Genomic DNA, 24,996 nt, shown 5'->3' on the forward strand with positions numbered 1-24,996 from the left:
TATGCCAGAGGAAGCCGTCGCGGAACCGCCGCGCACCATCGAGGATCTCAGGGCACTCGCGCTCTCGGTCGGCCGCGACGAAGCAGGCTTTTCGCTCGGCGCCAAAGCGCATGATGTGTTCGCAAAACTGGTGGAAGCACCGGAACAGTCGGCGGTTCGCTCGATCTCGGAGCTTGCCGATCAGTTCGGCATCAATCCGTCGACGCTGACCAGACTGGCGAAACGTCTCGGCTTCGAAGGTTTCAGCGATTTCCAGGCGGTCTTCCGCAAGGCCATCGCTGACGACCAGCAGTATTTCTATAGCCGCCAGGCCGGCCGACTCATGGCCGCGCCGTCCGCCGGCACGACGGAGGTCGAGGCGTTCACGCAGCTTGCCCGGGAAACCGCAGCGAACGTTGACGGCTTCCTCGGACAACTGGACAGAGCCGCTCTGCAAGGCGCCACCAGGCTGCTGGCGACCGCTCATCGCGTTCGCGTCCATGGCGTTCGCCAATTCCATTCGCTGGCGAGCTTTCTCACTTATTGCCTGGGAATGGTGCGCTCGGACGTCGCGCTTCTGGACGCGCCGCGTCTCGGCGTCGCCGAGGCATTGTCACAGCTCGACCCGGATGACGTCGTCATCGTCGCCAGCTGCGCGCCCTATACCCGCAGCGTCGCGGAGGTGGCCCGGGTCGCAGCCTCGAACGGCCAGACGGTTATCGCGATTACGGATTCGAGGTCGTCACCACTGGTTCCTCCTGCCGCGCATGCTTTTTTCATCCCCCACGCAAGCAGCTTCTATTCGAACAGCATGGGCGCCTATGTCGTCTTCTGCGAGGCGCTGCTCAACCTCGTCGCCAGGGAATTGGGTGACAAGGCGCTAAACTCCCTGGCGGGTCGCGAGCGGCTGATCGCGGAGATGAACATCGAGGTTGGCTGACCGCAGGGCGGAGCGGCCGTAGGGCGGATTAGCGAAGCGTAATCCGCCATCCATCAGCGCGACGTGGCGGGAGATGGCGATCACGCCTTGCGGCCAATCCGCCCTACAAGGCCCTCCGCACCGTCGAAGCGCGTTACTTCAGCGGCAGGAACAGCTCCGCGACCGTCTCGTGCTCGGGCACGTCAGGAAAGAAGCTCAGCCGCTGGCAATAGATCGGGAAGTCGCGGGCTTCCTCGCCGCTGGCCGGAAGCCAGTCGCGATACAGATAGAGTGCGGCCGGCTCCAAATTGTCGGTGTAGCCGACGACGCGCAGCACGGCGCAGCGTCCACCGGGAATTTCTCCGGCCTTGATCTCCTCGCTGTTCGCGTCGATCGGCTGGTCGGTGCCGACACAGAGGTCCGTGCTGTAATCGGCAGGCGACGCAGGATTGCGCTCCGAACGCCAGACATTGAAGGTCGGACTTATGCTGGGGTGCAGGCCGCGGGCCTTGCGCCACGCGATGAAGCGCTGGATTGTGGCCCCAAGCGTTGCCGGGCTCCCCCGATGCTCCATGATCGCCACCCGTGTGGTGGGCACCTCGCGGATCGTCACGTCGTTAGCCGTAAAAGTTCTCATGAGCTTGCTCCTTGCGATGTCGAGAGGCCCGAAGGCCGCAAGCCAGGACTCCCAATCCGGCGCTTTCCGGAACGACGACGGCGATTGCCCGAACCGTTGCCGAAAGGCGCGGGCGAAAGCATCGGGCGCGTCGTATCCGGCATCCATCGCGATGTCGGTGACATCAAGCGCATCCATGTAAGCCAGCTGATGCGACGCGCGCTTCATGCGGGCGAGCTGGACATAACGGTGCACCGACACCGCGAAGGTCGCCATGAACTGCCGGTGGAAATGGAACTTCGAGAAGGCCGCAACGCCGCTCAACGCGTCCAGGTCCAGATCAGCATCGAGATGCCGGTCGATATGATCCAGCACCCGCCGCATCCGGGCCTGATAGTTTAGCAGTGCCGCCGTCATCGTCCCTCCTCCGTGGCGGCTCGAGTTAGGCGATCGTCGCCATCGCGCGCTCGACCGATCTTGCGGTTTTGCCATGCGACGGTGACTGGCGGAGAATTGGCTAGTTGGCCGCCGCAAATGCACGCATGAGGTTCGGCGTCGACCAGGACGCGACACCCGTACCGGCGAAATCGCGATCAGTCGTCCAGACGTCAGCATCGACGCTCAAGGCAAGCGCCAGCACGTGCGCGTCGCGCTCGGACCCGTTGCGGCTCGGCACGGCGTCACGAAGCGTCTCTTCGCATTGGCCAAGCATTGGCGCCAACGCTGCGACAGGAACGATCGTCAGCAACTCCGCCAAAGCGTCGAGCACCTCGATGAGCTCCGGCCGCTGCAATCCCAATGCGATCCGCCGACGTGCTTCCTGCACAACACGGTCTGTCGTCACCAGAACCGCGCCTTCTACAGCCTTGAGGAGCGCACCGGAACTGCGGCCTCGAACTGCGGCAATCAGAATGGCTGCATCGATGACGATCGTGGACGACGGCCGTCTCATGCCTTCGACTTGGCTGTCAAAGCCTTCACGGCCGCGACGGACCAATCGACCGGATCGACCTCGCCGAATTCAGCAAGCGCAGCGTCATCGGCAGCCGCGTCACGCTTCTTCGCCAGCCGCTCGGCGCGTGCCAGCACCGCGGCGAGCCGGTCCGGATCGGCCGCCTTGAGCGGGATGAGCAACCCGACTGTCCTCTCACCTGACTTGACCGGCGTCGGGCCGGGCAACGCGCCGATCGCCTCGCCGGAGATCTTCTGCAAATCGCGGATGCTGATGTGGCTCATAGTCATTACATACGACCATATGTAATCCCACGCAAGTGCGCAGGATTCGGTTACACAACCACGCACAATTGCTCACGCCCACCCATCGACAGCCAACCCGGCTGCCCTATCCGCGCTTTTTCCTCTTGGCTGTCGCCGCAGGCGCGCCGGCTTTTCGGGGGTGAAGTGTTTCGCCACGGGCCAGCATGGCGACGAATTTCGTGATCCGTTCCGCCCGTGTTTCCGGACGTTTTGCGTCATTCACTCGGTAGATGATGGAGTAGCGGTTCGCGCGATCCAGGTCCTCGAAGAATGCCGCAGCCGACTTGTTGCGCGTGAGCGCCGCGACCAGATCTGCCGGCACTTCGGCCTTTCCCTGCGAGGCGTAGGCGCCGGCCCACCGCCCATCGGCTTTTGCGGCCTCGATCTCCGCGAGCCCGGCCGGCCGGATCCGGCCTTGTGCCAGCAACTGATCGGCCGCATCACGGTTCTTCTGAGACCAACGACTTCCTCGCCGACGGGGCGTCATGCGGACCAGGAAATGCGCGTCATCGAACGGTGCCAGTTGACCGTCGATCCAGCCGCAGCAGAGCGCGGCCTCTATCGCGTCCTGTTTGGTGATGGTCGTCCTGGCCGCCCCAGCCCTGGATAATTTGAGCCAGCATCCGGCGGACGTTCGAGGCTCGGCGGACATGTAAGCCTCGAATTTCGCCAAGCTTCGAAAAGTCAGGATCGGTTCCGATTTTTCAGCGGTGCGTGCCATCGTTCATACCGCCATCAACGCCTTTGCCAGCGCCCCTCCGGCACAAAATCGGCCACAGGCGCCTGCGGATCGATCTTGCCCGTTACGGTGGGCACGAGCTGGCGGATGTTGCTCCAGGCCCAGCGCAGTTCGGGGAAATTGCGGAAGGAGCCGTCCTGGAATGTGATGGTGCGGTCGGGGGATGGCGGGAAGTCGCGCATATAGCCCAGGGTTTGGGGGTCGGTGGAAGTGGCGGACGCGGGTGGTTGGACGGCGTTGGGCGGGACAGACATCAACACTGGCTCCAAAGAAACGATGCGGATGTCGTAGCATGGGCGAGCGACGGAAGCGCTGGGGGCCTGCGGAACAATCAGGATCGCGGCAATTCACTAAAGGGATCGAGCACGGGCACACCGAGCGGTTTGAAGTGCCTGACGTTGCGGGACAGGATCGTCAGCGCGTGCTGGCGCGCCGTCGCAGCAATGATGATATCGGCAAATCCGGGCGCATGCCCCTTCCCGCGAGCGCGGTCCGATAGCTCCCCCGCGAACCGCGCGGCCGCGGTGTCGAATGCCAGGATCCGGTCGCCATAAAGATGCAACACGGCGTCAAGCCATTGAGCCAAGTCCTCGCTCCTGCGCGTGGCCTTCTCGCGTCGCAGCTTGGTTATCCCGTCCTCGACCTCCGCAATTGTCACTACGGACAAGAACAGGGAGTCGGATTGCGCGTCCATCCATTCGACCAGCGCCTGGGGCCTCGGCCGGTTCGGCGAGACCGCGGATATGACGTTGGTATCAATGAGGTACACGTCTCAGAAATCGGCCTTGCGCACCCTGGACCGATTGCGCGCCGGCAAATCGCCCGCGCTCACGGGAGTCGCCATCAACAGACGCCCGAAGCTCGGAACCTGCGATAGCCGCCTCCACTCGTCGTAACTCAGGACCACCGCCTGTTTCTTGCCATGGCGCGTGATCACGGCAGGCTTACCGTCGATAGCTTCGTCGACGACTGTGGAGAGATTGGCCTTAGCATCACGAAGCTGGATTTCGCGCATAGGCTTACCCTTATGACTACAGTAGTCATAAAGGTAAGCTAGCCAAATTTCAAGTCGGCTTGAGCGTACTCGCCTTGGAGCGCTTTGATGCGATCTTTCCAGAAGTCGAATATCTCGCTTCTTGACGGAAGATTGTCGACGTAATGGCCTCGTGCCATGGCAAGCCTCCATTGCCCGCCAACCTCCCCGGCTGGTTTGACAATGGATCAGAATTGCGGCTTTGGGCGGACGGCAGCCAATGGCCTCCCCCTACTCCCACTCGATTGTTTTAAACCCAGCTAGACACTTGATCTGGCTGGTTTTTTTGTCACTCGCTGCACGGGAAGCCGACGCCCAGACCGTCAAAAAGTTACGGTGTTGATTTCAAAAGGAAACTCGAGCCGAAATTTTTTTTGTGGTTTCAGCATCAATCGAGACCAATCGCGCCTTTGAACCAAATTACGTGGCTTGGTGAGCGTCAGAGCAGATCCCAAAAACTACCGTCATGCGCCCTGCCTCAGACTTCGTTCGGCACACCAACCTGACGTCATGACCTAATGCGCGTGCCCGCTCGACGGCCAAGGACGATGGGAACGATCCGAACCGATTCAACGCTGACCGGCCGTGGCTTTATTGCTGGATATTTAGAAGCCACCAGCGCCCGCCGATCACGGCCTTCAATGTCCTTTTGTCCTTTCTGAGGTGAATGATAATGAATGTCAGCCAGCCACCGATCGCAAATCACTTGCTTTCAATGCTGTAGCCGCGGATGCAGATAAGCTTTGGGCCTCCGGCCCTTCTGTACGATCCAACGCGCTGCGAAACTCCATTAGTGAAGACGCAATGGATTTTGGACTTCTACCAGGATAAGCCAAGCTCGCTACGGTCAGAATTCTCAACGCGAACGACCCAAGCGTCCGGCGTCGGCGAATGCTGCCGACGTCGACATTGCACGCTTCGGCGTTCGTCTCCTCTCTGGGTCAGCGTTGAAAGACGAGTTTGCCTCCGACCAGCGTGATGTCCGCCTTGATGTCTTTGATCTGCTCTTCCGGAATGGCCATGTAGTCCGCGGAAAGGACCGTGAGGTCTGCAAGCTTGCCCGGCTGTATCGTACCCTTGCGTTCTTCGTCGAACGTGTAGCGCGAAGCTGCCGACGTGTAGAGACGGAGCGCCTGTTCGCGACTGATAGCTTCCGCGGCGCCGTACACGCTTCCATTGGGATCTTTCCGCGTCACCATGATGTACATGTTGAGGAACGGGTTGATCGGGTTGACGGGGAAGTCAGTTCCGGCGCCGAGGCTGTCCAGCCCCATTTTTTCGATCAAGGTCTTGGTCGGCACGGCGCGATCGGCGGTCGGCCGTCCCAGGAAGCGCTCGACGGTGGCGGCCTTATCCCACATGAAGACGTTCTGGAAATCGACCCTGACCCCCAGCTTGTGGGCGCGCTCCATCTGCTCGGGCCTGATCAGACTCGCGTGAATGAGAACGAAACGACGGTCCCGGATGGACCTTTCCTTGTCGGCAGCTTCGAAAGCATCGAGCACCTGGTCGATACCGAGATCGCCGACGACGTGCACGCCTACACGCCAACCGTAGCGATTGCAGATCGAGACAAGTTGCATGAGCCGTTCGGGCGTTTGCTGGGCGATGCCATGGTAGTCATCGTGCGAGTCCGGATAGACATCGCGCATTAGCGCCGTCTTCAGGGTCATGCCGCCATCGTAGAAGATCTTGATGCCAGCGAACTTGACCCAGTCGTCGCCAAAGCCTGACGAAGCTCCATTGCCCGACATGATCGCCTCCCATGCGGTCAGCTCGGCGGGCGGCTCGGGTCTGAACATCAATCCCGTCCGCAACGTCGCTTGTCCGGACGCGGCGATCTTTTGCAGTGTGCGGACGTCGCGCGCTTCCGTGGCGCCTTCGACCGCGCTCGTGATCCCGAAGCTGTTCAGTGCCCCCTCCGCGAGCGTGAACTGCCTGATTTCGTCGTCTTCGGTCCACGGCGGAACAGCCTTCTCGCCCCGGTCGATCGCCGTCTCGACGAGCACGCCCGTCAGTTCACCGGCGGCGTCGCGCTCGAAGGAACCGCCGCTCGGGTTCGCGGTGGTTTTGTCGACCCCTGCCTTCTGCAGGGCCATCGTGTTCGCCATGGAAAAATGACCGACGGTCCGCAGATAGACCGGATTGTCGGGGGCGACGCGGTCGATCTCCTGCCTCGTTAGATACCGTTTCTCGGCGAGTTGCGACGGCGGGTGCCACGCGCCGCCCACAATCCAGTCGCCCGGCTTCTTCTTGGCCACGAACGTCTTGATCGCCTCGAGCGCTTCGGCGACCGTCTTGGCGCGGCTCATGTTGACGACATAGTCGGCGAGACCGGCCGCCTTGAAGTGAGCGTGAGTATCGATGAGGCCGGGAATCACGGTCTTGCCGGACACGTCGAGCACTTGCGTGCGCGCTCCGGCGAGCGCGCGGATGGATGCGCTGCTACCGGTTGCGAGAATTTTTCCGTCCCGAACGGCGATCGCCTCGGTCACGCTGGATCGTTCGTCGAGGGTCAGAACTTTTCCGTTGACGAGGACGAGATCGGGCGAGTTGACATCTCCTTGCTGGGCAGCAGCGGGCGCTGCGCCCGCGAATAGAATTCCTGCACCGAGCATCGCGAGCGCCGCCGACCTGCAGACCATTCCAACCTCCCTATCGTTGTGTTCAATAGACGAACATCTTCCCTTGTCCCGATGATACCCCGCCTGTCGAAGCGGTCCACCGATTCAGGTTCGTTCACGCCGCGATCGTTACGCCCCCATCTCCGACGACGATCGAACCGGTCGAGAATGGATTGCAGGCGAGAAAGAGGACCGCGTTCGCGATGTCCAATGACTCGCCGAAGATTCGGCTGCTTTGGCGCGAACGCGTCGAGGACGAGCCTTGGCACGAATGGCTTCACGAGGTACTCCGGCGCGCCACGGGAGAGCTCTGGCACGGCCGCTAGCGGCCGGCCCCGCTTGGCCACACTATCGGCGGCCCTCATTGCGCGGCCATGGTACCGGACATCGGAACCCAGCGCTCGCCGTCGAAACGCTGCGGGCGCAGCGACGTGATCAGGCGATAATCATCCGGGCTGGTGTTGACGGTGATGCCCGGGATCAGGCCCGGCAGCGCCACGTTCTTCAGTGCAGTGGCCTGCTTCATGATGTTCTGCCGGGACAGATCGTTACCGCAGGCCTCGAGGACTTTGGTCATCAGAACGGCGATATTCCATCCGGTGAAGTTGAGTTGATCCTCGATGTCGCCGTCGGGATAGTACTTCTTCATGAACGCCAGCCATTCCAGATAGGCCGGATCGTTGGCCCATTCGGGATCGCCGACCGATTTGGTTGGCGTCGCAGAGATCGCTCCCTTGGCGTTGTCGAGCCCGGCCGGCTTGAGGATCGTCGGCACGAAGTTGCTGCCGATCGGCAGGAACTGCTGCGCGCGCCAGCCGAGCTCGCCCGCTTTGCGGATCGCCTGCGAGGTAAATTTGCCGGTGGACGCATTGAGGAAGACGTTGCTTTGGTGCTCGCCAGCGCCACGACCTGCGAGTCGACTGTGGGCGATGTGACTTCGTAAGGCGACGTCGCGACAATCTCGGCCTTGGGATCGAGCCGGGCAAGTTCGGCCTTGAAGCTGCGAAGATATTCGCGGCCGTAGTCGTCGTTCTGGTACAACACGGCGACGCGCGCACCGGGCGTGTGCTCTGCCACCAACCGCGCGTAGATCGCAGCCTCAGTGCTGAACAGCGTCATCCCCGAGATCGTATAGGGACTGGTCTTCGGATCGGCAAAGCGCTCGCTGGCCGCGAACACGAACAGCTGAGGGATCTTCTTGGCGTTGAGATATTTCTGCACCGCGGCGTTCTGCGCCGTTCCCATGCTGCCAAAGATCGCAACCGCCTCATCATTCTCGATCAGCCTGCGCGTCTGCTCCACCGCCTTCGGCGGGCTGTAGCCATCATCGAGGGAGATCAGCTTGACCTTGTGGCCATTGATGCCGCCACGATCGTTGATCATCTGGAAATAGCGGGTCTGTACCTTGCCGACGGCGCTCAGGGCCGACGCCGGCCCGCTATATGGCATGGTCTGTCCGAGAACCAATTCAGTATCGGCCGCTCCGGCCGAACCGCAAGCAGACAGTGCAACTGCCAACACCAATGTTGCGCCAAGTCCGCGCATGCGCTCCGTCCCTCCATTTTTCTTACCTGGAATATTCTTCCTCGGAAGATATTTGTCAACAGCGATGCAAGGTGACAATTGGCCGCTGCGCTGCGGCCATGCACAGGGCCGGAGCGATACCGGAAACTTGCGAGGCGACACCTGAATTTCGCGGTGCTAGATTGTTGCGACGCATGATGCCGGCGCAATCGGACCGCGGTGAAGGGGACTGTAAGGGAATGAAGAAGAGCAGCGTGTCACACCGCGCCGAACCCGCGATCAAGCAGCCGCCACCACCTGACAGCACCCTTTACGACGATATCGAGGCCGCCTGGCTGGAGCAACGTCCCGACCTCGACCTCGCGGCCGCCTGCACGTTGTTGCGCCTGGAACGCGTCAATCAGCTGCACGAAATGCGACTGCAGGACATAGCGAAGGCTGTCGGTCTGCAAACCGGCGAGCTATATGTGCTGCTCGCGCTGCGACGCTCGGGCAAACCGTACGAGCTGCGTCCGACTGACCTATTCCGGGCCCTGCTCGTCACATCTGGCGCGATGACCAAGCGCGTGGCAAGGCTGCAGGAAGGCGGCTTCGTGCTGCGCGTCTCCGCCAGCGACGACGGCCGCTCCGAGCTGGTCCGCCTCACTGCCAAGGGTCTCGCGACCGCCGACCGTGGCATTGCCGAGGTGGCAAGGGTCGTCGCGCGTACGATCGAGGCAAGCGGGCTGAGCAAGGCGGAGATCGCGATGCTCGACCGCTGCCTGCGCAAGCTGCTGGCGGTGCGGACGGTGAAGACGCCGAAGAAGTCCGGCCGGCTTACGGCGGCGGAGTAGCTGCGGCGCCTGCTACGCAACCGCCCTGGGACCCCGCCTTCAGCAGCGATCTGAGATCGCATGAACTGTCCTCGGCCTGGCTCGGCGTCGGCGAAATGCCCACTGCTATCAGGCGCCGCGCCACCATCTGATCTCCGGGATTATTGATGCTGTCGACCCCGACCAGCCTGCCCCGCCGGTAATTGAACACGGAGAACCGGCCAGCTTCGATCGAGCCGCGGATCACGATGCGGTCCCTGCGCGCGCCATGACCGACGATCTGAAGCTTGAGATCGTGCTGATCCGACCAGAACCGCGGCACGCTGTTGTATGGCTCATGCCTTTCCGCGATCGCAAGCCCGACGGTGCGTCCCTGGTCCTGCGCGTGCTGAACCGATTCCAGCCTGATCCAGTCCTCGGCAAACCGGTTGAAGTGCGTGGTGCAGTCGCCAGCGGCGTAGATGCCCTCGCGTGCGGTTCGACCGTGCTGATCCACCACAATGCCATTGGCGCATCCGAGGCCGGCAGCGGCGGCGAGCTCGTGGTTCGGGATGCCGCCGATGCCGACGACGACCAGGTCCGTGCCGAGCCGGACGCCGCCGTCCAGTTCGACCGCCACCACTCGTCCCCCATCGCCGACCATTGCCGAAACAGACGTGCCGAGCTTCACCGCGACGCCCGCCCGGGTATGGATGTCGAGCAGGAAGCACGACACCACTGGAGACACCGCCCGCTCGAGCAGCCGGGAGGCGGCCTCGATCACGGTAACCCGTTTGCCGAGCCTGGCCGCCGATGAAGCCACCTCGAGCCCGATGAAGCCGCCGCCGACGATCACGATCTCGCTCGCCCGGCCGAGCCGCGCCTTGAGATCGGCGGCATCTCCGACCGATCGGAGATAGCAGACCCCGTCGAGTTCGGCCCCGCGGATCGCTATCCGCCGCGCGCGCGAACCAGTAGCTATGACCAGTCTGTCGAAGTCCAGTACGGCGCCGTCGGCCAGCGCGACTCTTGCTGCATGGCGGTCAATCGCGACAACACGGTGACCCAGCAGCAGTTCAATCCGCCTGCTCGCGAAAACAGCCTCTTCGCACAGAATGAGGCTCTCGGCGTTGACCTGATCAAGCAAGAACTCCTTCGAAAGCGGCGGCCGTTGATAAGGCAGCAACGTCTCCTCGGCGACCACGATCACCGGTTCGGCATAGCCGGCCTCGCGCGCGGTGAGCGCGGCCTCGATGCCGGCGTAGGATGCACCGATGACGACAAGGCCGCTCATGGCTTGACGTCCACGCCGCCGTCACCGGCGGCTTGCAGGGCAGCGTTGCCGTCGAGCTCGACATAAACCTCGCCGTCACGGATCTCGACCTTGAACGCCTTGATATCCTTGTAGGCGCTGGACTGGCATTTTCCGTCACGGACATCGAACATCGCCCCGTGTAGCGGGCATTCGATCACATGGCCTTCGAGAAACCCCGTCGACAGCAGCGCAAATGCGTGCGAGCAGACGTCATCCGTTGCGAAGACATCGTCGCCGACCTTGTAGAGCGCGATGGGCCGGTCGCTCACCTTGAAGCCCAACGGCTCTCCCTCCGACAGTTTCGCGACTGCGCACAGGCGGTGCCAGATCATGGGGCGTCTCCTCGATCACAGCTGGGACATCGACGCGGACATGCAGTCCGCGCCCTTTGCTTTCGATCCGGTCAACGGGGAATCTGCCGCCAATCCTCGGAGGCGGAGGCGAGCCGACCGCCGACGGCGCGGATGTCCTTGTAGGACATGGTCTCGCTCTGGCCGCTCTTCGGCGGCTTTCCCGCCATGAAGCCGCGCACCTCGTCGAGCAGCTGGCGACGCACCCTGACGATCGCCTGGTCGGCCGAGCAGAGATATTCCTGCGAACGGTCGACTATCGGGCCCATGCTGACCATGACAACGAAATCCTCGATGACGATCTCATGGAAGCCGGTGCTGTTTCCGGCATCCATGATCTGCCGGTTCTGGCCCCAATTGTTCGATTGATCACCCGGCAGGCCGCCGGCCATCGGCCACTGGTTGGCACGCTGCACCTTGCGCCAGGAATCCACCGGCTTCTCGGGATTGTAGTAGATGTACCACTGGATCAGGTTCTCGTCGTCGATCGGCACCGCGATGATCGCGGTGCGATCCTGCTGGGGTCCGGAGAAGATCGGCGCGATCAAGCCGTAATACGGCATCACGAACTCGGTGACGCGGGCGAGGCACGATCCGTCGGGCGCGGTGCGCAATGCCGCGGCACGGAAGCCATAGGGCTTCTTCTCGAACTCGTAGCCGACTTCAGTGTTGACTCGCGTTGCGCCGAAGTCGGTCGACGAGGTCGCGGTCCAGCTTTGGTGCAGTAGCGCGACATGCGAGGAATCGATGGTGGCCTCGACGCCCTGCAGCCAGTTCGCCTTCAGCTCGATGCCAGCGGCGTAGACCTGGTCCGGCGGCAGATCCATCCATTCAAAGTCCGGCGCGGGCGGCGCGTCGCCTTCGCCGAGCCAGACCCAGATCAAGCCGGCGCCCTCGCGCGTCGGATAGGCTTTTGCTTTGACGGTCTTGGCGAACTCCTTCGGATTGTTCGGCTCGTTGGGAACGTCCAGCACCGCGCCGTCGGCGCGGATCTTCCAGCCGTGAAACAGGCAGGTCAGCGAGCAGTCATCGACGCGCGCGAGCGCGAGCGAGGCGCCACGATGCGGACAGGCCTCGTCGAGAAATCCGACCATGCCCTCCTTGCCCCGGAACGCCACGAAGTTGCGGCCGAACAGCTTGACCCGCACCGGCGCCTCGCCCTTGCGTACGCGCACCGAGAGCACTGCCGGCAGCCAGTAATGCTGGCGCAGCATCCGTCCCATCGGGGCGTCGCCCGTGACGCGGCACAGCAATTCGTTCTCTTCCCTCGTGACCATCGCGAACTCCCTGGTTGACGCCTCCGGCGTTCTCGGCCTAATATCTTCCTAGGAAGATTGTTGTCAAGTTATCTTCCAGGAAGCCATGTCGGGGAATCGCATGACCAAGAGACGGCTTGGGAACTGCATCGCGCTTGTGACAGGAGGAAGCCGCGGGGTCGGCAAGGGTGTGGCCATCGGCCTCGCCGAAGCCGGCGCGACCGTGATCGTCACGGCGCGCACGCGGAACAGCGGCGGATCGGAATGGCCGGGCTCGCTCGACGAGACCATCGCCGCGATCAATGAGGCCGGCGGCCGAGGCATCGGCGTGCTGTGCGATCATGCTGATGACAGCTCAGTGGAGGAGGTTTTCAGCCTTGTCCGGCGCGACCACGGCCGGCTCGACGTGCTCGTCAACAACGTGTTCGCAGCGCCGAACGTGATGCCTGTGAATGTGCCGTTTTGGCAGGTCCCCGCATCGCTGTGGGACACCATGCATCGCGTCGGCCTGCGCTCGCATTTCGTCGCCAGCCGGTTCGCCGTGCCGCTGATGCTGCCGCAGCGGCGCGGCCTGATTGTCAATACGTCCTCGGGCGGCGGCATCCGCTACACGTTCAACGTTCCGTTCGGCGTTCAGAAATCGGGCGTCGACCGGATGTCGCGCGACATGGCGCATGAGCTGAAGCCCTTCGGCATCGCCGCGGTCTCGATCTGGCCCGGCTACATCAAAAGCGAGAAGCTTGCGGCGCAGCCCGACCGCGTGCCGCCGGCACTCGCCAAACTGATTGCCGAACGCGGCGAGACGCCGGTGTTCGCCGGGCGGGCGGTCGCCGCGCTCGCCGCCGATCCCGGCGTGATGGCCAAAAGCGGCCAGATCCTGCTCGCCTCGGAGTTGGCGGCCGAATACGGCTTCACCGATGTCGACGGCAAGGTCCCGCCGCCGCCGAGCCGCGATCCCGCACCGCTGTCCGTGTTCACGCCAAACGTCAAGACCTGAGGGAGGAGAAACCCATGCGGATCGCAATCGCAGCCCTGGCGCCGTTCGCGGAGCGCGACTGGCACCCGGTGTCACTGGCCCTTATCAGCGGCTTCGCCTGCGCGGTCGGGATCGCCAAGACCATTGCGCTGGCGATGAGCGCGACAACAGCATTCCCGGCACCGCTGTGCGCCGAGATGTCTTCGTCGGGCACGTCGCTCAACAAGGTCGAGGTGATTTCCTCGGACGCGCTGCCGAATGTACCAGGCAAGCGCGTCACGGTTGTGCGCGTCAGCTACGGGCCAGGCGGCTTCACGCCGCCGCACCGCCACGGCGGCTCGGTGACCGCCTACATCACCAAAGGTCAGGTCCGCTCACAGCTGAGCGGTGGCCCGCTGGAGACGTTCGAGGTAGGGCAATCGTTCTTCGAACCGCCCGGCGCGACGCATCTCGTTTCCGCCAACGCGAGCAACACCGAACCGGCCGAACTGATAGCCGTCTTTGTCGCTGATGAGGGAGCTGAATTGACCACCCTTCTCGAGCCATAGTTCAACGGACCGGCCCGCTTCTGCTGCCCAACGGGGCCGAAGAACACGGTCTCGCAGTTGCCCTGTGGATCGCCGTCGAGACGGTGGACGACAATACCGGACCCGAGTTCCGTGCGTGACGAGAGGCGCACCGACAGCTGCGTCGGCACATCGGCTACGCATAGATTGGCGCCATGTCCTCATGCTCCAAAGCGGAGGAGCCATCGTATCGAGCCACCTCGGAGCTCCGTTACCGATCAGACGGAGCCTTGAAATCGTATGAAATGCGTCCAGCCGGCAGGTAGAACAGCGCGATCACCGCGCCGCCCCTGACCTCGGGATAGTGCCTGCTGCCCGGATCCGGCGCCGTCCAGCCCGGTCCCTGCCATCCCTGCAATCCCTTCAACTCCGCGCCCTCGTTCAGGGGCACCACGAGGTTGAGTTCGCCATAGGGATGACCGTGATACTGGCCGCGCAGCACTTCGTGGTCGTCCTCGTCCTTGAAGCGGCGAGGATCGGCGCTGTTCATGTACACAGCGGTGATACTGAACTGGAAGGTTTCAGCCGTCGGCTCCAGGATGCGGCTGCGCCGGTAATTCGGGCCGTCCACCTCCTGGTTTGCCGCCCATCCCTCCTCGACCCCGGCCTTGATCAAGCGGGCGAGATCACGATAGAGGGCGCTGTCTTTCCCATAATTTTCGTTGAGCCAAAGCTCCATCTCGGCGCCGGGGGTCATGTCCTTGATCTCCCGGAGGAACGGAATGCTACGCTGGATGAGTTCTTCCCGGCTTCCCATAGTGGTCTCCTCTTCGACTAGGTCTTACAGTTCGAATCCCTGAAACGTGGCGAACTCATCAATGTCCGCCCGTGGCATCAATGTTTCCCGTCCCTCGGCTTTGGCCTTCCCGATGGAGATGCCGCACACCACCATCTGCTCGTCCGGTATCGATAGCAGGCGGCGCAAGATCCGGTGATATTTCGCGAACGTCTCCTGCGGACAGGACTGAAGCCCGCGTCCCGCCGCCGCGAGCATCACGTTCTGCACGAACATTCCGAGGTCGAGCCAACTTCCGACTTCCAGGCGACGATCGATGGTCACGATCAATCCCACCGGTGCGCCGAAGAATGTGTAGTTCTTGGCGGTTTGTCTGCTCCTCGCGTCGAGATCGATTTGAGCAATTCCGAGCGAACCATAGAACAGTCGTCCGAATTCTTGTCGTCGCTTGAGGTACAGATCGGGTAAGTCGCTGGCGTAGTATTTGTATTCCGATATGTGCTCGTCGCGGGAGTTTTGGTGTGCATCCAGCAGCGCCGTCGAGACTCTGTCCTTGGCCGCGCCAGCCAGCACGTAGACGTGCCAGGGCTGGATGTTCGCACCGCTGGGCGCGAACCGCGCGACACGGAGGATCTGCTCGATCGTCTGTCGAGGGACCGGAGCGTTGCAAAACTCGCGGCACGCAAACCGCCCAACCAAGATCTGATCGATCGGGCTCAGCGCAAGGGCACCATCCTCACGCCTGCCGATCACGGCTTCTTTAGGACCGGATATCGCCGCATGGTTGATGCCCATCTCGACTTCCTTCTATGGCAACGAGCGATCAGTGCGGCCAGGCGGAGCCAAGGATGATCGAGCAGAAGTTCTGACGGACATAGTTCATGTCCTTCAGCGACAGGACGTCGGCCTTCACGTTTCCGAACGTCGTCAGCGGCTTTTTGATGATGCCATCGGCGAAGTGATCGATGATATTCTCCTTGAAGTTTGTCTCGCGCGGATGATGGACGCAGACATGATCGCGCTGTTCATGCGTGAAGTCGTGATAGGCAATGCCGAGCACGTCCATCTCCACACCAACGGTCACCAGGGCAATAGTGGGGCGCATATGCTCGGGGATTCCGGGCGTGGTGTGGAGCGCGATCGCGGTCCAGACGTCCTCGATGTCACGCTCGGGCACGCCGTAGCTTTTCATGAATTTGCGGGCGGCATTGGCGCCGTCGACCTCGAAGCGCAGATCGGGGCTCGAATATTTCTCGGTGAGACCCATGTCGTGGAACATGGCGCCGAGGTAAAGCAATTCCGGGTCGTATTTCAGCCCGCGGCGCTCGCCAGTGAGCGCGCCCCAAAGGAAGACGCGGCGACTGTGGTTATAGAGCAGGTCGTCTTCGGTATCGCGCACGAGCTGCGTGGCGGCGCGCGCGATGGCGCTGTCAGGCACGCGGATGCCGGCGATGATCTCGGACATGGAGCAATCTCCTCGGTTGGATAACAGGCTGGTTGCTTGTCGGGATTAGGCAACAGAGCTCTGCTCCGGACAACAAGCGGGATGCTACGGATCAGGACAGCCGTACGTCGTTTCCTGACAAAGGGCCGCTCGGAGCCTTCAGGGCAGTAGGAGCCCGCAGTTTCGTCCTCGGATAGCTCGCGATCTATTCCGTTTCCGCCCGCCGGAAGCTGGCGCGATATTGGACAGGGGTCACGCCGAGACGGGTGCTGAAGACAATCCTCATCCGGTCCGCCGACCCGAACCCGCAGTCGAAGGCAATGGCCTTCAGCGGCCGATCACTTGCTTCCAGCATCATGCGCGCCGCATCAACGCGGGCGCGCTCGATGAATTCGTGCGGCGTGGTCCCGGTCACCTGCCCGAAATGCCGCGCCAGATTCCGGGCGCTCATGCCGACGACCGCCGCAAGCGACTCCAGCGTGTGGCGATCTCCAATGTTCGCCATGACATGGTCCTGGATGCGTGCGATGGGCGATTCCGGATCGGCAGGTGCCGTGAGATAGGGACTGAACTGCGACTGTCCGCCCTGGCGCTGGGCAACCACCACCAGCCGCTTGGCGACCTTAAGCGCCGTTTCCGCACCGTGCCGCTGCCCGACCAGCGCGAGGCCCAGATCTATCCCCGCAGTCACACCGGCCGCGGTAATCAACCGCCCATCGCGCACATAGATCAAGTCCGGTTCGACTTTCGCCTTCGGGAATCTGGCCGCCAGCGCCTGTGCATCCTGCCAATGGGTTGTAACCCGCCGATCATCTAGGAGACCGGCATAGCCAAGGACAAAGGCCCCAGTGCAGATCGACCCATAAACGCTCGAGCGCCACGGCAGCTCCTTGACCCACTGAAGCAGGCAGGGTTCGGGCTCCGCTTCCGGCGGCGCCGGGGTGCCGGCCACCAGAACAATGTCGAAACCGCCCGCCGCCTCCTCGAAGGTCAGGTCGGCCACCATGCGGATGCCGTTCGACGCACGCAGCGGATTGCGGTGGGCAGCAACCAAAACGGTTTCGTAGTGATCCGCGCTGCCGAGAAACGTGTTCGCCTCGCTGAACACATCCATCGGCCCCGCCACGTCCAGGGCCTGGACCCCCTCACAGACGACGATCGCGACAGCTTGTACCGGCACCTGCTACAGCCTCTCCACCCTGGAGCCTTATTATGCAGGTAGTCCGGACCCTGTAAAAGGCCTGGCGCGATCCGGGAGGCAACAGAACGAACATCCGCGCATCCGGGATCAACCAGGGGCTATGGACTTCTATTGGTCGATTTTGCTCTCCGAAGCCGAGCGGCCCATGCAAGTCCCAAAAAGATCGTCACGGCAACAGGCGAATTTGTTCGCGCCATTATTGCGATCCCGGCGCCTTGTCTGGCGTCGTCAAGGGCTCGTCCTTGGAATCCAGAACGAAGACCGCCAGCAAGCTGGCGGGCTCCGTCTCGCTCGCGTTCTCACTGACCCTGTGATGTGAACCGGGCATTTCGTAAAAGCTTTCGCCTACGTGATAGATCTTCGCGGGTTCGTCGCCGACCTGGCTGCGAATGACGCCGGACAGCACATAGGCGTAGATAAATGCCGACGCTGCGTGGTGATGAGCCAGCGATTTGGCTCCGGGAGGATAAGTCACCGTCACGGCAACCAGCCTCTTTCCTTCGACATTCGGCAGTGCATGCGCGAAGGCGACTTTTACCTGCTCCCGGTCCTGCGCGATCGCCGGCGAAGCTCCCAGAGCGATCACCGCTGCTATCAGCGGGACGGCTGCCGTTCGTGTTGCTCTCCTGAGTACTTTTGCCATCATACCTCGAGGGTTTGGTACAGCACCCATCCGACAGGCAAATCCACTGATCGACATCATCGCACCTCCTCTTCTAACGAGTTCACCCAACTCTTGAAACCGGGACGCACAGCCGAACCGATCGTCATGGTGACGCTTCCGATGTGAAGTCATCGCCGCCGCCATCAACTTCGGCTTGATGTCCTGCTGCCGCTGAGCAGCACCGACAACAGCGCCGCCAGAGCGAATCCCGCAGCTACCCAGCCGAGCTGCCCCATCGCGCCATTGGAAATGACCACAGCGCCCGCCGCGGCCCCCATCGCACTGCCGAGGTAGATCGCCGACGAATTCATCGAGAGACTGATCGGCGCCAGTGCCGGAGCCAACGTCACCAGCCGCGCTTGCTGCGCCGTTATCAGCCCCCAACTGGCGAATCCCCAAATCAGGATAGCCGGCAGCAGGACGAGCATTGCCCGCGCGGGCTCGAGAGCTGCGCTGAGCGAGAAGGCAAGATAGGCCAGCAGAGCAAGCCCCCCACCAACGATCACGATGCTGCGCGCGCCCCAACGGTCCGCCGCGCTGCCGCTGAGCTGGGTGCCGATCGCACTGGCCAAGCCAAAGCCCAGCAGGACCGGCGCCAGCGCCTGCGGGCCAAGGCCGGCGACGCCAGCTATGAAGACGCTGAGATACGTGTAGACCGTGAAGGTGCCGGCCACAGTCAGCACGCTCGTCACCAGCACGCCCAGGATATCGCGACGCTTGGCCAGCGCCAGGCGCTCACCCAGGCCGGCCGTGACGCCAGGCCGTTGGCGCGGCAGCCGGACGAGAATCCCTAACAGCGAGAACACCGCCAGCCCCGCCACACCGAAGAAGGTGGCGCGCCAGCCGAAGCCCTGCCCCACCAGTACGCCCAGCGGCACGCCGGCGATGATGGCCAGGGTCAATCCGGTGGTGATCGTGGACAGCGCGCGGCCACGCCGTTCCGGACCGCCCAATGCGGCGGCATATCCGCTGGCCGCCGGCATGAAGCTTGCCGCCGACAGGGCCAACAGCAGCCGCGCGGCCAACAGCCCGGTGTAGTTTGGCACCAGCGCGGCGAGCAGGTTGCCCAGGGCGAAGCCGCCCATGGCGACGACCAGCAGCCGACGCCGCTCCAGCCCGGCGGTCAACACGGCCATGACCGGCGCGCCGATGGCATAAGCGAGGGAGAAGGCGGTGACCAAATGACCGGCGGCTGGCAGACCCACGTTCAGGTCTCGCGCCAGGGCCGGGAGCAACCCGGCGATCATGAATCCCTCGGTGCCGATGGCAAAGGCGCCGAGAGTTAGCCAGATGAGAGAGGCCAGCGAGTCGGCGCCGGTAGCTTGCGCGCGCTCGGGAGTCAGCTCCTGGAGCACAGGATACGTCCTAGTCATGATGGTGAGCCTTGTGCTGGGAATCCGGGAAGGGCGAAGCAGCGATCAAGTCGCAGGCGTTGGGGCTCTTGAACCCCGGGATGAAACGTTCGCAAACGGCGGCGTTGACGGTGCCATACGTCGTCGCCGGCTTGTGCGCAAAACCGGCGAAATACTCCTGAATGAAGCCTTCTTTGAAATTTGTGCGCGGGTACTTGGCGACGATTTCCTCGCGCAACTCCGCGGGAAACTGATCGAACCCCACCCCGATGACATCGAGAAGTACGCCGGAGTTGAGGAGCGCCACTTCGGGTCCCATATGCTTCGGGATGCCGGGGGTGGTATGCAGCGCAATTGCTTCCCAGACGGTCTGTACCTGATCTTCAGCGATGTTGTGGGTAGAAAGAAACTGTCGGGCGGCATTTGCACCATCGACTTCGAAGCGCTCGTCTGGGCTCGAGAACTTCTTGATGAGGCCGAGATCGTGAAATGCGGCAGCGACGTAAAGGAGCTCACGGTCGAAGCGCAGATTCCTCTGACGACCCTGCTCAGCAGCGAACAGGTAGACGCGGATCGAGTGATTGAACAGCAGATCGGTGGAATGTTCGCGCAGGATGTCTGTCGCCTCTTTCGCGAGCAAAGAATCGGGAATGACGAGAGCCTGTGCGAGATTTGGGATTGTCATGGTCGCGTCCTTTCAAGAGTTACTGTGGGGTTTGGTTGCGCGTTCAACTACGAAATTATGCTGATCAACTCGCTCCAACGTCGAGCACGATCTTTCCTTTCGGCTGAGGCCGCACGCGTTCCAGCATCAAATGAGCCTCGCGCGCGTCCGCGAGGGGGAGGACTGCCCCGACGCTTGTTCGGAGTTTTCCATCATCGATGAAGCGAGCGATCTTCATCAGATATTGGCTCGTGACGTCGACCAAAAAGAAGGTGGCTTCAACACCATAGCGCCTTGCAAGATCCTGATCCGGGCGGGACACTGCCGAAATCAGCTTGCCACCGCGACGAAGGACCTGGAACGAGTGGCTCTGGGTTTCGCCGCCGACCAGATCAATCACAGCGTCGGCGTCCCGAACTTCGTCCTCGAAGCGCTGCGTCCGGTAGTCGATCACCGTGTTTGCGCCCAGATTGCGCACGATGGAAATATCGCCCGTCGATGCGGTTGCGACAGTTTGCAGACCCGCGTGACGGGCCAGTTGAACCGCATAGGATCCAACGTTGCCGGCCGCGCCGTGAATGACCACCGTTTGACCTGCCTTGAGTTGGGCGTGATCAAACAACGCCTGCCATGCCGTGACGGCAACGACAGGAACGGACGAGGCCTCAACGTGGGTCAACGAGGTCGGCTTGTTCGAGACCATGCCCGCGGACGCTAGAGCGTATTCGGCGTAGGCCCCGACAAACTGCGGATTCGTAACACCATAAACCTGATCCCCCACACGCAGTCCGGAGACCCCGGACCCCATCGCGACGATTTCACCGGACAGATCTGAGCCCAGAGTGAGGAGCAGCGGTTGCGGCAAAGCGCTCTTGCCGGACCTGATCCAGCCATCCCAGGGGCCGACTCCAGCGGCTTTGACTTTGACCAGAACCTGTCCAGGGTCGGGCTCGGGCCGTGGGACGCGCTCGAACTTCATGACCTCTGGCGGCCCAAACTCGTGCACGCGCCAGGCCATCATTGTTGAATCAGTTCGCTCACGAATGATGCTGCTGGGGGTCATCTCATGCTCCTTGCGCTCAGTTCGTCATGCTTGCCGTCGACCGTTCGGGGCGATTGATGGACGGGCTCATCCGTATGTCGCAAGGAGTCGTGCCCGGGACAACGAGCACGATCCTACGGATCAGGACAGCCGTACGTCGTTTTCTGACAACGGCCCGTCAGAGCCTTAGGGCCGGCAGACACGATGCCGCCGTTGATGCTGCGACGGATCTGGAAAGCTCGCAGGAACCTCAGGCACGCGGTCCGCAAACGAGCAGGATCGGCACGCCATTTGCCGGGCAGCAGGGTCAGGAGTCCGAGAAGGCTCGTTATCAGCAAAGGTAGCCCGACGTACCAGCGCTCGCGCTCGCGAGCACGGCCGGACAGCGACTTGACCACAAAATCATCGCCACGCGCCATCTCGTTGAAGGTCTGCTGGAAGGAGCCGATGCGGCGCACCTCAGTATCGGAAAGACCGTCCCCCCGCCATCGGGACTGCCGCTCCAATGTGGTCAGCCGACTTTCCTGCGAGCGCCGGTAGTCCGCGTCTTTTAGCGCATCAACGTAGACCGCTCGCTCCTGCACTGCCAGGAATGTCGCTGGACCGATGCCGGTAGCGGACTGTAGCAGATCAAACATCGGCTGATCAGCACGCGGCATGATCATGAGCCAAATAGCGGATAGCAACAAAGTCATGAGAGTCATTGCAGAAGCCGCGCGAAGGAAAATGCGAATGCAGATCCGTCGGCCGCCTGCGGGGGCGAATATCAGCCCACGCAGCACGGCCCCGATCACGAGCATCAGCGTGAAAGCAAGGGCCATAGCCGCGCCCGTCGGCAGCTCGAATTCAAATGACGCGGCCAGACCGACGGCGCTGGCCGCAACGCCTCCAAGCCAACCGATTCCAAGCGCGCACGCGATGCTGCGCGTGAACAACGACCCAGTGATTGCCGGGATAATCAAGAAGCAGAAGACTAGGAGCACTCCTGCAGTCGCTACCGAGCTCGTGACCACCACGCTGAAGGACGAATAGAACACGAAATCCCAGAGCAGCGAGCAACCCATCTTGCTATGTACCGCCTCGCTAGCGGCCAAGAGCGGGCGCCGGACTAGCCAATGAATGGCCCCGATGAACGCATAGAGGACCGCGAACTTAGGCAGGTCGCTTGCAGAGACGGCAAGGATGCTACCGACGAGAATTTGTTTCACATGCTCCGCTCCCTGCGGCGAGCGGTCGACGACAACGATGGTCGTTGCGGTAGCCACAACGTAGATGATACCGATATAAGCTTCCGGTTGAACCTCATTGGGTATGAGCCGGGAGGCCGTGAGTAGTGCGGCGCCGATGGCGGCGAACAGAAACGTGTAGGCGATTCCCGCGGCACTCGTCGGAGAGTGCCCGGCCGCAAATGCGACGGTAGCTCCAAGCGCTGACATCTGCGCCAGAGCAAGATCGGCGAACACGATGCCGCGCCTCAAAACATGCAGGCCGAAGTTGGCATGTATGGCTACGAATAATGCGCTGGCTGCGAAAGGCGCTGCAAGTAGCATGATAATATCATGAGACATCGCCGCGGCCGGATCACTGGCTGGCCGTCGCAAGCGTGCGCGCGAGGGCACCCACGTTAAAGTCCATGAGACTTAGGTAGTCTCTCGCCTCCGGGACGCCGCCTACTGTTGGCGCGAGCACCACAAGAGGTGCGCCGGTGCGTGCCGACAACATTTCGGAGAAGTTCTTCGGCTCATAAGCCTCTTGCAGGATGGCCCGCGCGCCGCTTTGCCGCATTTCTGCAATTAACGAGGAGAGATGCGCGACGCTCGGCGCGACCCCTTCCTTTGTTTCAATGAAGCCGATGAGGTTCAAATGAAAGCGGCGCGCGAAATACGGCCAGCTGTTATGATAGGCGACCAGGGCCGTGCCGCGGTAGGGCGCCAGTTGCTGCATCCAGGCCGCAATGCGCTCGTGCAGGGTCGCGAGAAATCGATTCCGGTTGGCTACGATGGTGTCACGAGCGGCGGGCATGAGCCGAATGATTCCCTCCGCTATGATCGCCGTCACGGTCTCCGCATTGGCCGGATCAAGCCAGTAGTGCGGATTGCCTAGGCCGTGCGCATGACCATCCTCAGTGACGGGGGTTCGGCCTCTCGCTTCCAGCACCGGGACCCCGACCGACGCATCCACCGAGCGCCCGCCCCCCGCTTGGAATTCCGGGCGATGCAGTTGAATTATCAACTTGTCAATCCAGAGATCATAGCCCAAGCCGACACGAACAATGAGATCGGCATCGCTTAGCATCGAGAGATCGCTCACCCGAGGTTCGAATGCCTCCGGATCGGTCCCCGGCGGCACAATGGTCTTGACCTCAACGACGTCACCACCGACTGCGGAAGCGAGGCTTGCAACATCGCTTGTTGTAGCCACCACGACTATCCGCGCGGAGGCAAAAGCTGCGTGCATCGATGCGGACATAACGCAGAGCGCCACAATTGCGATTAGTCGTGCTCGGCTCGCCATAACCATGAGCGCGCTCGCTAGTGCTTCGCCCACAAGCTTTTTGGCATCAGACAGTGCACTTCGCGGTCGGAACCTCCAGGAGAACCAAGCCGACAGTCCATGGCTATGCTCGCGAGCGAATAGGCGTCAAGTGGTGTGAGATGCTTCTCGGTTGCCAGCTTGTCGACCATGGCCATTGAAGCCGTATCCATCGCTTTGTTCAAATCAGTATCTTTGGCATACGTGACAAGGTAGTCCGGGTTGTCGTCGCGGGGCAGCTGTGGCGCCGGTACGTTCGTTGCCTTGGGAATCATGCAGTACGTCCCTTTGAGAACATTGATAACTTCGGAAATGCGACAGTCCCAATTTACTAACATGAGCTTTCGCGCAACCTCGGACGACACTTTGCTCTGTTCAGCGATAAGTTCGGTCGTTTGCTCCTGCAGCAAATTGAACGCGACGTTGAGATCCCGGTCGTATCCGATAGCGATCCAATGCGTGGGCGTCTCAATCCTAGGCCAAGTCAGTTTGAGATCTTTGAGCACCGAAATCGTGAGATCGAGCTCCTTGAACGCGGTCTCGATGGCTGTCAGATTGATCTCGCCGTTGCCCTGCCCCGCGTGAGAATCCCCCGACCAAAGCAACGCTCCATCGACGAATACCGGGAGGTAGAGCGTCGTGCCTGACACCATCTCGTTGATATCGAGATTCCCACCAAAGGGGCCCGGAGGCACAGTGCTGTAGGGACCGGGTGACGCACGAGCAACGGCGATGATGCCGGGAAATGGTCGCAACGGAACGAAGATGCCGGGCGTGAATTCCAGTTGCTGCTTGGCGAGATCCAAATAGAAATATTTTACCTGACCTTGAGAAAATCGGCTGGGAAACTCGCCTCCAAAGCCTGGATAATTGAAATTCAAGGCGTATGACGTCGGCACTATTCGACCGATATGGACCTTCAGGGTATCACCGGGTTTGGCGCCTTCGACATAAATCGGCCCGGTAATTGAGTGAGGGCCTCGACCCGGCGATTCCGCCTGTTCCGATTTCGCGCGCTGCGTCATTTGCTCGATCGAAAGGTCCAGCATGACTTGTTGATGCCCGTGGATCAACGTCTCCATTGCTACCGTATCGCCCGATCGGATGCGGAGCACTGGACGCTGGGCGTTGTCGTACCATCCGAACTGAGTCGTATCAGCTGTTCCGGGAAGCCTTATCGCTGCACCGCCGGTTGAACGCGGCGCAGACGCTGTAGCATCGCCGGGCGGCGTGATCGACCCGGCGCTCTGCGCGGCAGCACCAGACGACACGAGTCCTACAACAATCAGCATTGGTGCCGCGGACGCCCTCAGCCTGGACGCAAGAGTGCCATAAGTCATCGCTTTCCCCCCATGTACTCTGCTTATCTTTTTGAGCTCTCGGCCGTTGGCGATGCGCCGCACTGCGGAAAATAAC

General features: G+C 62.0%; 26 protein-coding genes and 1 pseudogene. 4 read left to right on the forward strand and 23 right to left on the reverse strand.

What is annotated here, in order from left to right:
* Position 1 precedes the first annotated feature (1 nt).
* The gene (locus tag BM222_RS33910; protein WP_092238466.1) at positions 2-919 is read left to right on the forward strand and encodes a MurR/RpiR family transcriptional regulator; all 918 of its coding nucleotides are present in this window, start codon (positions 2-4) and stop codon (positions 917-919) included.
* A gap of 133 nt (positions 920-1,052) precedes the next feature.
* Here BM222_RS33910 and BM222_RS33915 read toward each other — a convergent pair whose 3' ends face one another.
* The 9 genes and pseudogenes from BM222_RS33915 to BM222_RS43520 all read right to left on the reverse strand — a co-directional run bounded on the left by BM222_RS33915 (position 1,053) and on the right by BM222_RS43520 (position 8,712).
* Positions 1,053-1,931: an AraC family transcriptional regulator gene (locus BM222_RS33915; protein WP_092238468.1), complete on the reverse strand. Its 879-nt coding sequence runs from the start codon at positions 1,929-1,931 to the stop codon at positions 1,053-1,055.
* Positions 1,932-2,031: 100 nt separating this feature from the next.
* On the reverse strand, positions 2,032-2,466 hold the full coding sequence (locus BM222_RS33920) for a PIN domain-containing protein (RefSeq protein WP_092238470.1): 435 nt from the start codon (positions 2,464-2,466) through the stop codon (positions 2,032-2,034).
* A complete protein-coding gene (locus BM222_RS33925; RefSeq protein WP_092238473.1) occupies positions 2,463-2,750 on the reverse strand; it encodes a hypothetical protein in 288 nt (95 codons plus the stop codon). Before BM222_RS33925 ends, BM222_RS33920 begins: the two co-directional genes overlap by 4 nt.
* 106 nt (positions 2,751-2,856) lie before the next feature.
* On the reverse strand, positions 2,857-3,492 hold the full coding sequence (locus BM222_RS33930; RefSeq protein WP_092238476.1) for a YdeI/OmpD-associated family protein: 636 nt from the start codon (positions 3,490-3,492) through the stop codon (positions 2,857-2,859).
* Between the two features lie 14 nt (positions 3,493-3,506).
* Positions 3,507-3,764: a hypothetical protein gene (locus BM222_RS33935; RefSeq protein WP_502690978.1), complete on the reverse strand. Its 258-nt coding sequence runs from the start codon at positions 3,762-3,764 to the stop codon at positions 3,507-3,509.
* A gap of 77 nt (positions 3,765-3,841) precedes the next feature.
* Positions 3,842-4,279, reverse strand: coding sequence for a type II toxin-antitoxin system VapC family toxin (locus tag BM222_RS33940; protein WP_092238479.1), 438 nt, complete (start codon positions 4,277-4,279; stop codon positions 3,842-3,844).
* A gap of 3 nt (positions 4,280-4,282) precedes the next feature.
* On the reverse strand, positions 4,283-4,525 hold the full coding sequence (locus BM222_RS33945) for a type II toxin-antitoxin system Phd/YefM family antitoxin (protein WP_092238482.1): 243 nt from the start codon (positions 4,523-4,525) through the stop codon (positions 4,283-4,285).
* A gap of 959 nt (positions 4,526-5,484) precedes the next feature.
* Positions 5,485-7,188 (reverse strand): amidohydrolase, encoded by a 1,704-nt coding sequence (locus tag BM222_RS33950; RefSeq protein WP_092238485.1) that lies wholly within the window; start codon positions 7,186-7,188, stop codon positions 5,485-5,487.
* Positions 7,189-7,528: 340 nt separating this feature from the next.
* Positions 7,529-8,712: pseudogene (locus BM222_RS43520) on the reverse strand (ABC transporter substrate-binding protein).
* Positions 8,713-8,930: 218 nt separating this feature from the next.
* Between BM222_RS43520 and BM222_RS41505 the strand changes: the two are divergent.
* Positions 8,931-9,524 (forward strand): MarR family winged helix-turn-helix transcriptional regulator, encoded by a 594-nt coding sequence (locus BM222_RS41505; protein ID WP_177243618.1) that lies wholly within the window; start codon positions 8,931-8,933, stop codon positions 9,522-9,524.
* On the opposite strand, the gene BM222_RS33965 is transcribed toward BM222_RS41505, so the two are convergent.
* The 3 genes from BM222_RS33965 to BM222_RS33975 all read right to left on the reverse strand — a co-directional run bounded on the left by BM222_RS33965 (position 9,508) and on the right by BM222_RS33975 (position 12,424).
* Positions 9,508-10,776 (reverse strand): NAD(P)/FAD-dependent oxidoreductase, encoded by a 1,269-nt coding sequence (locus BM222_RS33965; RefSeq protein WP_092238488.1) that lies wholly within the window; start codon positions 10,774-10,776, stop codon positions 9,508-9,510. The two genes, BM222_RS41505 and BM222_RS33965, sit on opposite strands and share 17 nt — an antisense overlap.
* Entirely contained in the window at positions 10,773-11,129 is a 357-nt protein-coding gene (locus tag BM222_RS33970; protein ID WP_092238492.1) for a non-heme iron oxygenase ferredoxin subunit, read from the reverse strand. Before BM222_RS33970 ends, BM222_RS33965 begins: the two co-directional genes overlap by 4 nt.
* Positions 11,130-11,200: 71 nt before the next feature.
* Positions 11,201-12,424, reverse strand: a complete 1,224-nt coding sequence (locus tag BM222_RS33975; protein ID WP_092238495.1) for a Rieske 2Fe-2S domain-containing protein — start codon at positions 12,422-12,424, stop codon at positions 11,201-11,203.
* Positions 12,425-12,524: 100 nt separating this feature from the next.
* Here BM222_RS33975 and BM222_RS33980 point away from each other — a divergent pair, with 100 nt between their 5' ends.
* Positions 12,525-13,400 carry an SDR family NAD(P)-dependent oxidoreductase gene (locus BM222_RS33980; protein WP_092238571.1) on the forward strand — a complete coding sequence of 292 codons (876 nt, stop codon included), beginning with the start codon at positions 12,525-12,527 and terminating at the stop codon, positions 13,398-13,400.
* Positions 13,401-13,414: 14 nt separating this feature from the next.
* A complete protein-coding gene (locus BM222_RS33985) occupies positions 13,415-13,927 on the forward strand; it encodes a cupin domain-containing protein (RefSeq protein ID WP_092238498.1) in 513 nt (170 codons plus the stop codon).
* A gap of 229 nt (positions 13,928-14,156) precedes the next feature.
* Here the strand turns inward: BM222_RS33985 and BM222_RS33990 are convergent, their stop codons facing one another.
* The 11 genes from BM222_RS33990 to BM222_RS34040 form a co-directional block, all read right to left on the reverse strand.
* Positions 14,157-14,702, reverse strand: a complete 546-nt coding sequence (locus BM222_RS33990; RefSeq protein WP_092238501.1) for a 4-hydroxylaminobenzoate lyase — start codon at positions 14,700-14,702, stop codon at positions 14,157-14,159.
* Positions 14,703-14,726: 24 nt separating this feature from the next.
* Complete coding sequence (locus BM222_RS33995) at positions 14,727-15,476, reverse strand: nitroreductase (protein WP_092238504.1); 750 nt, start codon at positions 15,474-15,476, stop codon at positions 14,727-14,729.
* A gap of 28 nt (positions 15,477-15,504) precedes the next feature.
* Positions 15,505-16,146 (reverse strand): HD domain-containing protein, encoded by a 642-nt coding sequence (locus BM222_RS34000; protein ID WP_092238507.1) that lies wholly within the window; start codon positions 16,144-16,146, stop codon positions 15,505-15,507.
* A 184-nt stretch (positions 16,147-16,330) separates the two neighbouring features.
* The gene (locus BM222_RS34005; protein ID WP_092238510.1) at positions 16,331-17,305 is read right to left on the reverse strand and encodes a GlxA family transcriptional regulator; all 975 of its coding nucleotides are present in this window, start codon (positions 17,303-17,305) and stop codon (positions 16,331-16,333) included.
* A gap of 217 nt (positions 17,306-17,522) precedes the next feature.
* Positions 17,523-17,972: a cupin domain-containing protein gene (locus BM222_RS34010; protein WP_502690983.1), complete on the reverse strand. Its 450-nt coding sequence runs from the start codon at positions 17,970-17,972 to the stop codon at positions 17,523-17,525.
* 161 nt (positions 17,973-18,133) lie between these two features.
* Positions 18,134-19,345 carry an MFS transporter gene (locus BM222_RS34015; RefSeq protein WP_244547360.1) on the reverse strand — a complete coding sequence of 404 codons (1,212 nt, stop codon included), beginning with the start codon at positions 19,343-19,345 and terminating at the stop codon, positions 18,134-18,136.
* 10 nt (positions 19,346-19,355) lie between these two features.
* On the reverse strand, positions 19,356-20,027 hold the full coding sequence (locus BM222_RS34020; RefSeq protein ID WP_092238516.1) for an HD domain-containing protein: 672 nt from the start codon (positions 20,025-20,027) through the stop codon (positions 19,356-19,358).
* A gap of 64 nt (positions 20,028-20,091) precedes the next feature.
* Positions 20,092-21,069 carry an NADP-dependent oxidoreductase gene (locus tag BM222_RS34025; RefSeq protein ID WP_092238519.1) on the reverse strand — a complete coding sequence of 326 codons (978 nt, stop codon included), beginning with the start codon at positions 21,067-21,069 and terminating at the stop codon, positions 20,092-20,094.
* 113 nt (positions 21,070-21,182) lie between these two features.
* Positions 21,183-22,598 (reverse strand): metal ABC transporter permease, encoded by a 1,416-nt coding sequence (locus BM222_RS34030; protein WP_177243619.1) that lies wholly within the window; start codon positions 22,596-22,598, stop codon positions 21,183-21,185.
* A gap of 31 nt (positions 22,599-22,629) precedes the next feature.
* A complete protein-coding gene (locus tag BM222_RS34035; RefSeq protein WP_177243620.1) occupies positions 22,630-23,517 on the reverse strand; it encodes a metal ABC transporter substrate-binding protein in 888 nt (295 codons plus the stop codon).
* A 62-nt stretch (positions 23,518-23,579) separates the two neighbouring features.
* The gene (locus BM222_RS34040) at positions 23,580-24,872 is read right to left on the reverse strand and encodes an acetamidase/formamidase family protein (protein ID WP_244547361.1); all 1,293 of its coding nucleotides are present in this window, start codon (positions 24,870-24,872) and stop codon (positions 23,580-23,582) included.
* Positions 24,873-24,996: the final 124 nt, after the last annotated feature.

Source organism: Bradyrhizobium sp. Gha (assembly GCF_900113735.1).
Lineage (GTDB): Bacteria > Pseudomonadota > Alphaproteobacteria > Rhizobiales > Xanthobacteraceae > Bradyrhizobium.